The 7,451-nt window shown below is 73.5% G+C and carries 11 protein-coding genes; all 11 read right to left on the reverse strand.

Going from position 1 to position 7,451, the window contains the following annotated elements; genetic code table 11:
* Nucleotides 1–17 precede the first annotated feature (17 nt).
* From AC0VYD_RS17155 to AC0VYD_RS17205, 11 genes are read right to left on the reverse strand one after another with little or no spacing between them, the layout of a single operon-like run.
* Nucleotides 18–428, reverse strand: a complete 411-nt coding sequence (locus tag AC0VYD_RS17155; protein WP_475476531.1) for a TadE/TadG family type IV pilus assembly protein — start codon at nt 426–428, stop codon at nt 18–20.
* Nucleotides 425–835 carry a TadE family protein gene (locus AC0VYD_RS17160; RefSeq protein WP_475476532.1) on the reverse strand — a complete coding sequence of 137 codons (411 nt, stop codon included), beginning with the start codon at nt 833–835 and terminating at the stop codon, nt 425–427. Before AC0VYD_RS17160 ends, AC0VYD_RS17155 begins: the two co-directional genes overlap by 4 nt.
* A complete protein-coding gene (locus AC0VYD_RS17165) occupies nt 832–1,194 on the reverse strand; it encodes a TadE/TadG family type IV pilus assembly protein (RefSeq protein WP_475476533.1) in 363 nt (120 codons plus the stop codon). The genes AC0VYD_RS17160 and AC0VYD_RS17165 overlap by 4 nt, the downstream gene beginning before the upstream one ends.
* A 9-nt stretch (nt 1,195–1,203) precedes the next feature.
* On the reverse strand, nt 1,204–1,377 hold the full coding sequence (locus tag AC0VYD_RS17170) for a hypothetical protein (RefSeq protein WP_475476534.1): 174 nt from the start codon (nt 1,375–1,377) through the stop codon (nt 1,204–1,206).
* Nucleotides 1,378–1,398: 21 nt separating this feature from the next.
* Nucleotides 1,399–2,292, reverse strand: a complete 894-nt coding sequence (locus AC0VYD_RS17175) for a type II secretion system F family protein (protein ID WP_475476535.1) — start codon at nt 2,290–2,292, stop codon at nt 1,399–1,401.
* Nucleotides 2,289–3,146 carry a type II secretion system F family protein gene (locus AC0VYD_RS17180; protein ID WP_475476536.1) on the reverse strand — a complete coding sequence of 286 codons (858 nt, stop codon included), beginning with the start codon at nt 3,144–3,146 and terminating at the stop codon, nt 2,289–2,291. Before AC0VYD_RS17180 ends, AC0VYD_RS17175 begins: the two co-directional genes overlap by 4 nt.
* A complete protein-coding gene (locus AC0VYD_RS17185; RefSeq protein ID WP_475476537.1) occupies nt 3,134–4,492 on the reverse strand; it encodes a CpaF family protein in 1,359 nt (452 codons plus the stop codon). The genes AC0VYD_RS17180 and AC0VYD_RS17185 overlap by 13 nt, the downstream gene beginning before the upstream one ends.
* On the reverse strand, nt 4,489–5,232 hold the full coding sequence (locus AC0VYD_RS17190) for a CpaE/TadZ family protein (protein ID WP_475476538.1): 744 nt from the start codon (nt 5,230–5,232) through the stop codon (nt 4,489–4,491). Before AC0VYD_RS17190 ends, AC0VYD_RS17185 begins: the two co-directional genes overlap by 4 nt.
* Nucleotides 5,232–5,903 (reverse strand): SAF domain-containing protein, encoded by a 672-nt coding sequence (locus AC0VYD_RS17195; protein WP_475476539.1) that lies wholly within the window; start codon nt 5,901–5,903, stop codon nt 5,232–5,234. Before AC0VYD_RS17195 ends, AC0VYD_RS17190 begins: the two co-directional genes overlap by 1 nt.
* Nucleotides 5,904–5,926: 23 nt before the next feature.
* Nucleotides 5,927–6,787: a hypothetical protein gene (locus AC0VYD_RS17200; protein ID WP_475476540.1), complete on the reverse strand. Its 861-nt coding sequence runs from the start codon at nt 6,785–6,787 to the stop codon at nt 5,927–5,929.
* The gene (locus tag AC0VYD_RS17205; protein ID WP_475476541.1) at nt 6,781–7,314 is read right to left on the reverse strand and encodes a hypothetical protein; all 534 of its coding nucleotides are present in this window, start codon (nt 7,312–7,314) and stop codon (nt 6,781–6,783) included. The genes AC0VYD_RS17200 and AC0VYD_RS17205 overlap by 7 nt, the downstream gene beginning before the upstream one ends.
* Nucleotides 7,315–7,451 lie beyond the last annotated feature (137 nt).

The following is a 7,451-nucleotide window of genomic DNA, read 5'->3' on the forward strand; positions in this document are numbered from 1 at the left end:
CCTCACAGGGGTGGGGGTCAAGGGGTCTGCTGCGTGCGGGGGCGCGCGGTGGCCGTCGTCTCCACGGTGGTCGAGCCCACCGGCAGCAGGGTGAACGAGTACGGGAGCGTACAGGTCACGGTCACGGACCCCTGGTCGACGGTGACCGTACCGGTGGCCCCGGCCGCGTGGAGGAAGGACTGGGCCGCGGCCGCGGCGGCGGAGGCGTCCAGGGGCACCTCCTCGGCACCCTCGCGGTAGGCGTCCCAGTCGAGCTGTTGGACTCCCACGCGCGCGGCCTCCTGGGCCAGGGTCGCCGTCTGGCGGCGTGCCTGGAGCAGCTCCCCGCCCTCGTAGACGAGGCCCAGGCACGCGATGAAGCTGACGACCATGATCGCGACGAAGGAGGTGACCTGGCCCCGGTCGTCGCGCGGCGCAAAGGTGCTCACGGGGTCCCCCGGAAGGTGTCCACGGCGACGGTGGCGCCGCCCTCGATGCTGCGGCTGCCGGGGAAGGCGACCCCGAGCAGGTCAGAGAAGCTCACCGTGCAGCGCACGGACACCGAGACCGCCCCGCCCGCGACGAGACCGCCGTGGTCCACCTCGGTGCTGTGGTCGGAGCAGGCCAGCCCCTGCTCCTGGAGCGCCGCGGAGGCGATGGAAGCCGCCGCGGCGGAGGCAGCCCCCGGGGTGCGCTCCAGTGACGCGGCGCGGGCGGCGGCGTGGGCGGCCTCGTCGACGGTGGTACCCGCGTCGACGATGCGCCCGGCGAAGACCATGAGCATCGCGAAGACCAGCAGGCCGGGGGCGACGATGGCGAGTTCAACCGCGGCGGAGCCCCGGTCACGGTTGTTCATGGGGTCGCACCTCCGGGTACGAAGCGTTCGACTGGGGCGACCGACACGTGCTCCACCGACCAGTCGACCCCGGGAACGAGGCTCGGGACGGTGCCGTTCACGGTGACGCGGACCTCCTCGGCTCCGCGGTCGACGGAGACACCGACGTCCCTCAGCACCGACCCGGAGGGCGGGACCGCCGGAGCGGACCCGCCCTCCACGGTGCGCGACTGCTCGGCCGTACGGCGTGCGAGGTCGGCGGCGACGTGTTCGCCGTGCATCCACAGGGCGGCCTGGACGACCAGCATGACCAGGAGGAGCAGCGCCGGGGCGGCGATCGCCAGCTCGGCGCTGCCCCGGTCGTCTTTCGGCTGTCGCAACGGGGTCCCTTACAGTTTGCCGATATCGGCGATCTTTTCGTCGGCGAGACTGCCGATGGCGGCCGTCGCAGCGAGGGCGACCGCGATGAGCACCGCGGAGACGATCACCGTCTCGGTGGAGTAGCCGTCGTCCTCCTTGGGCAGGGTCAACGCGGTGAGGATGCGGTAGTACAGCTCTTTCATGGTGCTACTCCACTCGGGGAATCAGGTGCTGAAGAGGATGAGGCTCATGGCCGGGTAGCCCAGCAGGACCAGGAATCCGGCGAAGAGGAGGACGACGGGCAGACTCATCCGCTCGGTGGCGGACTGGGCCTCGGCCTCCATCTCGGCGAGGAACTGCACGCGCAGGGTCTTGGCCTTGGCCGCCAGGGAACTGCGCACGCGGGCGCCGTCGGTGCCGGCCAGGTGCAGGCTGGCGGCCAGCTCCGCGAACTCGGGGGCGTCGTACCGCTCCCCCAGGTCCCGCAGGGCACGCCAGACGGGGACGCGTGTGAGGGAGGACTCCCGCAGGGTGTCGCGGATGGCCGCCATCGCCCAGCCGCCACCGTTGGCGGAGGCGTCGGCCAGGGCGCCGCTGACGCCCGCGCCCCCGGCCAGGGAGACCACCACGAGGTCGGCGAAGCCCGACAGTGTGCGGCGCATCTCCTCCCTGCGCTTGGTGGCCTCGTCGTTGAGGGACAGGTCCGGGGCGAACCACATGAGCGCGGCGAACCCCGCCCAGAACAGCAGGGCGAGGGAGGGCGCGGGCAGTGCTCCGAAGGAGGCCAGGAGCATACCCATCAGCGGGGGGAGGAAGAGGCCCACAAGGGTGCTGGTGGTCTTCTCCGCGAGATAGCTCCCCGCTGCCCGGTCGCACACGCGCAGGAGCCGGGTGGCGCGCGGCCCCGGAAGTCCGGCGGCGTGCAGCAGGGGGACGCCGATCCGACCGAGCCGGGACAGCAGCCCGTCCTCAGAGGAGCGCAGCGCGGTCCGCGCGGGAGGGCGCGGCCCCGCCAGGCGCTCGGCCAGGCTCGGTCTGGCCCAGCGCGCCGCCGCCAGCGCCCACAGGGCCAGGCCCAGGGCGGCACCCGCCAGGGCCGCCGCGGTCAGGGGAGTCACAGGACGGCCTCCTTGGCCGGGTCGGGCGCGAGGACGCGCGGACCTAGGGAGAAGCGGGACATGCGCGTCATCCACACCACGGCGGTGCACCAGAGGGCGCCGATGCCCGCCAGCACGATCTGGCCGAGGACTCCGTCGAAGGGTTCGAGGTACTCGGGGTTGAACAGGAGCAGGAGGGCCCCCATCCCGAGGGTGGCGCCCATGATGATCCGCGAGGAGGTACGCAGCCGCGCCCGGCTGGCGGAAACCTTGACCAGCATCGCGGCCTGGTCGCGGGCGGACTCGGCCAGCGCCCCGAGCAGGACGCCCAGGTCGGTGGCGTGCCGGGTGGCCGCCATGGACAGGGCCGAGGCGACCAGGTCGCCGGTGGGGTTGTCGACGGTCTCGGCGAAGGTGTGCAGCGCTTCCCGGGGCTCACGGCCGCGGCGCATGTCGTCGGCGAGCCGTTGGACGGCCTCGCGCAGCGGCTCGGGGGCGATGGGTGCGGTGGCCGCGACCGCCTGGTGCAGGCCCGAGGACCCGGCCATCAGGTCGCGCAGCATCTCGGTCCAGGCGGCCACCGCCTCGACGCCCTCGACCTGTCCCCTGTGCTCGGCGTCGTTGCCCAGGACCTGCGGGGCCCACCAGGCCGCTGCGGCGACCAAAGCCCCCGCCACGGGCCAGCCCGTGAGGAACCAGACAGCAACAGCGGCGGCGGCCGCGAAGGCGACCTTCCCGGGACGCGGCAGCCGCCGGGCCCCGCGGCTCCGGAGGCGCGGGGCAACCAGGGGCGCGGCCCAGACGCACAGCAGGAACAGTCCGAGGCCGACGGTGCCCCCAGCGGTGGCCAGAAGGAGCGTGTTCACCGGCCCCACCCCGCCGTCTCGGCCTGTAGGGACATGGGGTCGAAACCGTGGTCCACGAGCGCGTCGAGGGTGTCGGGGCTGGGCGGGGCGGCGGCCAGGCGGCCCTGGCGCGGCGAGTAGCGGTAGATCTCGTTGGAGACCACGTTCTGTCCCTCCGCCCCCACGACCTCGCGGACACTGGTGACGCGGCGCTCACCGGTGGGCAGCGCCGAGACGTGCACCACCAGGTGCACGGCCGAGGCCACCAGGGACGCGGTGGCCTCCAGCGGCAGGCGCTCGGCGGACTGGGCGGCGTAGGCGCCCAGCTTGGTGAAGGCCCCCGACGATCCGGCCGCGTGCAGGGTGGTGAGGCTGCCGTCGTTGCCCTGGCTCATGGCGTTGAGCAGAGGGACGGTCTCGCTGCCCCGGGTCTCCCCCACGATGACGCGGTCGGGCGACATACGCAGGGCGGTGCGGACCAGGTCGGCGATGGTGATCTCGCCGACGCCCTCGATGTTGGCGGGGCGTGCCTGGAGTGCGACGCAGTCCGGGTGGGCGTCCCGGTCCCGGTCCAGACCGAGTTCGAAGACGTCCTCGATGGTGACCAGGCGCTCGGTCGGCGGGATCTCCGAGGCGAGGGCGCGCAACAGCGTCGTCTTGCCCGCACCGGTGCCCCCGGTGACGACCGTGTTGCGGCGGGCGGCGACCGAGGCCCTGAAGAGGGACACCAGCGCCGGGTCGAGGGTGCCGAGCTTCTCCAGGCGGCGCAGCGAGGAATGGGTGTGCCGGTGGCGGCGGATCGACACCGAGGGCTGGCGGGAGACCTCCATGACCGCGTTGAGGCGTTCGCCGCCCGGGAGCTGGAGGTCGAGGATGGGGGCTCCGGGGTCGAACCGGCGCTCGCCGCTGGAGGACTCGGCGGCCAGGCGGCGGACCAGGGCGACGACCTCGTCGGCATCGGTGAACAGGTCAGCGTGCAGGCGGCGGCTGCCGTCCGCGAGCCGTACCCAGGCGTCCACGCCGTTGATGTTGATGTTCTCGATCTCGGGGTCGTCGAGCAGTGGTTGGAGCGCCCCGACCCCGGTGACCTGGGCCAGCGAGGCGGAGGCGATCGCCGCCTCGGTCTCGGAGTCCAGCAGGGGGCGGCCCTGGGCCAGGGCGGCTCGGGCCGCCTCGTCGAGGACGTTCGCGATGATCCGGTCGGCGCGGGCGCGGTGCGCCTGCGGGGTGTCGGGCTCCTCGCCGCGCGTCTCCTCGCTGACGCGCCGGGCGGTCTCGGTGGACACGTAGGCGACCCACTGGGCCTCCACCCGGTCGGCCTCGGGGTCGAGGAAGCGGTCGGTGCCGGACACACCGATCTCGTCGGGGAGGCTCATTGCGCCACCCCCGAGGACAGGAACGCGTGTACCGGGTCGGGCTCGGACGCGGCGAGTGCGTGCGCGAGCCGGTCGGTCGCCCTGAACAGGGGGCGGCGCTGGGGCCGGGCGATGTCGCGTTCGCCCCGCAGGAACTCCGCGGACCGGGGGTCGTCGGGGACGCGACCCCACACGGCCGAGCCGAGGGCTCCCACGATCTCCCGCACGCCGCCCCGGCCGCCGGAGACGACGACCCTGAGGTCTCGGGCGGGAAAGGAGGGGGCGAGCAGGTGCTCGCGGGCGCGCCGCAGTTCGGTGAGCCGTTCGGAGACGACGAGCACGGTGTGGTCGGCCATGGGGACGAGGGCCCGGGCCGGGGAGGACGCGGTCAGGCGTCCAAGGTCCAGGACCACGACCGGGGCCGACATACCGGTGAGGGCGAGGTGGTTCTGACCGATGAGGCGTACCGCGCCCTCGGCGGGATCGCCGGTGACGGGCGCGGGGCAGACCAGGAGCCCGCCGGGCAGGGTCTGGGTGTGGCTGTCGGGGTCGGCGCCGCCGCCCCCGCGCATGGCCGCGGCGAGAGTCGTCAGACCGGGCTCGGTGGAAATCCGGCGCCAGACGGCGACCGCCCCTCCGGCGGGGTCGGCCTCGACGAGCACTCCCGGGGACTCCCCAGGCCAGACCGCGGCCAGGGCCATGCCCAGGCTGGTCACCCCCGGGGCCCCGCCCAGGGAGAAGACGGCGACCGTTCGTGTCATCACGCGCCCCCGCGCGGGTGGACCTGGACGAGGCTGACCTGCCCCGCGGAGGCTGCGGCGGCGACGCGCGCGGCGTCCGCGGACGCGAGCAGCAGCTCGACGGTGACCGCGCCCTCGACCCCGGGGTCGGGGGTGAGACTGCGGACCAGTGCCGCGTAGGCCTGGGGACCGCCTTCGGCGTCCTCGTCCGCGCTGACCACCACCGACACGGCGGCGCCCGCACCCAGGGACGCGGGGAAGCGTCCGGGTTGGAGGGTGGCGCCGACCATCGCGCGGTCGGACTCGGGGAACTCGGCGTCGGCGCCCAGTGCGCTCTCCGCCAGGACCCCTCCCTCGGGGACGGGGAGGGTGAGGGTCTGCCCGACGATCTCCTCCAGACCGGAGGCCGCCACGAAGGAGATGTCGGAGGAAACGGTCATCTCGGAGACGCGCAGGTCGGCGGCGGTGAGGACATGGCCCGCGGGCAGGTCGCTGTCGGCGACCACGACACCGGTCCGCTCGTCGAGGCGGTCCAGGGCGATGACCCCGCTGAGCGCGCCCGCCGTCGTCAGTGTCAGGGCCAGGACCAGCCAGCGCCAGCGCCTGGCTCCCCCGCCGGAGAGCCGTACGGCGGGGGGCTGCTGTTTCTGGCGCTCCGTCCCGGGGGGCGGGGCCGTCGTCGTCTCCACCACGTCTGTCTCAGTTCTTCTCGGTGTTAGTGGGTGTCCGTGACGAGTCCGTGCGACTCGCGGACGGTGAGGTCGACCTCGGAGGTGCTGGTGAGCTGGTCCAGGGTCCCGTTGCCGCCGTCGGAGAAGCTCCACTCGGTGTCCCAGAGGACGCGGACGGTGACGGTTCGGGTGCCCTCGGGGGCCGTGTCGGAGGCGAACGTGTAGACGTGCCCGCAGTCGGGGGAGGCCGAGGCGGCGTCGTGCGCCGCCGGGTCGAACGGGGTGCCGGGGCCCTCGCACTCGACGGTGGTGCCGTCGCCCATGGTCCAGGCCGTGCGCACGGGGGCCGCCGTCACGGTGAGGGACGCGGAGCCCAGCTGGGCGGAGACGGATTCGGCGTCCCAGGTCTCGGGGTCGACCCACAGCCACAGGGGGGTGTTGACCAGGACGAGGGAGTCGGTGCCCGGGGAGGTGGCGATCTGCGGCTCGGGCAGCTCGAAGGAGGCCATGGCCTCCTGCAGGGAGGTGAGGGGGTCGGTGCCCTCCTCGCCCTCGGCCGCCTCGGCGAAGATGGCGTCCCAGTCGAAGTCGTTCTCCCAGTCGACACCGATGTCGTTCCAGTCGATCGCGTCCCAGTCGACGGCGTCCCAGTCGACGTCGTCGTACTCGCCCGAGCCGGTGCCGCCGGTACCGCCCGTTCCACCGGAGCCGGGGCTGCCCGGTACGCCTCTGTTTTCCAGGAACCAGCGCAACAGGATCTGGCAGCCGTTGCCCCCGGAGGTCCCGCACTCGACGCTGCCGAGAAAGGAGCTCTCGTCGGCGTGCGCCGCCGGTGCGGCGCCCACGGTGGTGAACACCAGGGCCGCTGCGACCGCGGTCGCAGCGGGGGTCAGGGGTCTCAACATGATCCGGCCTCCCAGATACGAAGTTCGGACACGCGCCAGGCGAGCCCGTCGTGGATGAGCGTGGCGTCCACCTGTCGGGGGCCCGCCGTGCCGCCGACCCCGCCGACCCGCCAGTCGGAGTCGTCGACGCAGTCCTCGACGACCGCGAGCTCGGGACTCTCGACGCTGACGACGGGGTCGAGGGCGGGTTCGCCGTCGGCCGTACCGCCCGCAGCCGCCTCGGCCAAGGCCGTACGCATGAGTTCGCGCGCTCCGTCGACGGCGTGGTCGTCGAGGGCGCGCGAGGCGTCCTCGTCACCGTGGGAAGCCGCCACCACGGCGTCCCACATGCCCGTGTAGGCGGCCAGGGCGGCCTCTTCCTCGCCGGTAGCCGGGGCGTCGGTGGCCGGGGCTGTTGCGGCGGGCTCGGCCCCCTCCCCCGCGTCGGTCTCCGGTTGAGCGGCGGCGCAACCGCTGGCCCAGAAGAGGCTGGCACAGAGGAGGTAGGGGGCGGAGAGAACCGCGGCGCGGGAGAAGGCGGGGTTCATTTCGGCCTGATCCCTTCGATGTACTCCGCACGCCGGGGCGGGGCTAGGGGGTGAGGGTGGAGAGGGGTTCGGTCCCGTGGACCGGAAGCGGGGATATGGGCGACATGTGTTTTTGCTTGTGTTTTGTTGCATCTGCG

This window comes from Nocardiopsis sp. iso_40, assembly GCF_056173285.1.

What these genes read in the sequence shown, in the direction of transcription:
- AC0VYD_RS17200 (WP_475476540.1), bottom strand. Translation starts at nt 6,787, where the DNA reads ATGTTGAGACCCCTGACCCCCGCTGCGACCGCGGTCGCAGCGGCCCTG.
- AC0VYD_RS17170 (WP_475476534.1), bottom strand. Translation starts at nt 1,377, where the DNA reads ATGAAAGAGCTGTACTACCGCATCCTCACCGCGTTGACCCTGCCCAAG.
- AC0VYD_RS17160 (WP_475476532.1), bottom strand. Translation starts at nt 835, where the DNA reads ATGAACAACCGTGACCGGGGCTCCGCCGCGGTTGAACTCGCCATCGTC.
- AC0VYD_RS17190 (WP_475476538.1), bottom strand. Translation starts at nt 5,232, where the DNA reads ATGACACGAACGGTCGCCGTCTTCTCCCTGGGCGGGGCCCCGGGGGTG.
- AC0VYD_RS17205 (WP_475476541.1), bottom strand. Translation starts at nt 7,314, where the DNA reads ATGAACCCCGCCTTCTCCCGCGCCGCGGTTCTCTCCGCCCCCTACCTC.
- AC0VYD_RS17185 (WP_475476537.1), bottom strand. Translation starts at nt 4,492, where the DNA reads ATGAGCCTCCCCGACGAGATCGGTGTGTCCGGCACCGACCGCTTCCTC.